The sequence below is a fragment of the Adlercreutzia equolifaciens genome (assembly GCF_029076695.1).
Taxonomy (GTDB): domain Bacteria; phylum Actinomycetota; class Coriobacteriia; order Coriobacteriales; family Eggerthellaceae; genus Adlercreutzia; species Adlercreutzia equolifaciens_A.
In genome coordinates this window covers 1-426 of the sequence record NZ_JARFIK010000062.1, presented here as the reverse complement: position 1 = coordinate 426, position 426 = coordinate 1, and the positions used below count along the sequence as shown (strand labels likewise).

The following is a 426-nucleotide window of genomic DNA, read 5'->3' as shown; positions in this document are numbered from 1 at the left end:
CGGGCTTGCGGGCTTGCGGGCTTGCGGGCTTGCGGGCTTGCGGGCTTGCAGCTCACCCCCTCATGATGCAAGTTGGCAGCGCACCAACAATCCGTCCGCGTAAAAACGACGGCCTCCTTTGCTCAGGAGGCCGTGCGGGAGAAGACGGAAAGAGAGCGATGCCGTACGACGCGGGAACCGCAGAAGGCGCCGCTCTCGTTCGCTTATTCAATGGGTCGAAAGGAGATTTACTCCACGCCCACCATTACGTCGGTGGACTTCACGATGGCCAGGGCCTTCGTACCCTCTTTCAGGCCGAGGTTCTCGATGGCCTCGTTAGTGATAGAGCCCTTGATGCGCACGCCGTTGGCGGTTTCGAGAACGACGTGGCCGTGGACGGCTCCCTCGCGTACCTCCACTACCGTGCCGGCCAGCTGGTTGCGGGCG

1 protein-coding gene is annotated in these 426 nt (G+C 62.9%); it reads right to left on the bottom strand.

Features of this window, described 5'->3' with window-relative positions; genetic code table 11:
• Nucleotides 1–227 precede the first annotated feature (227 nt).
• The coding region (locus PZH32_RS11475) for a TOBE domain-containing protein (RefSeq protein ID WP_275208387.1) at nt 228–426 on the bottom strand (199 nt) is incomplete at its 5' end.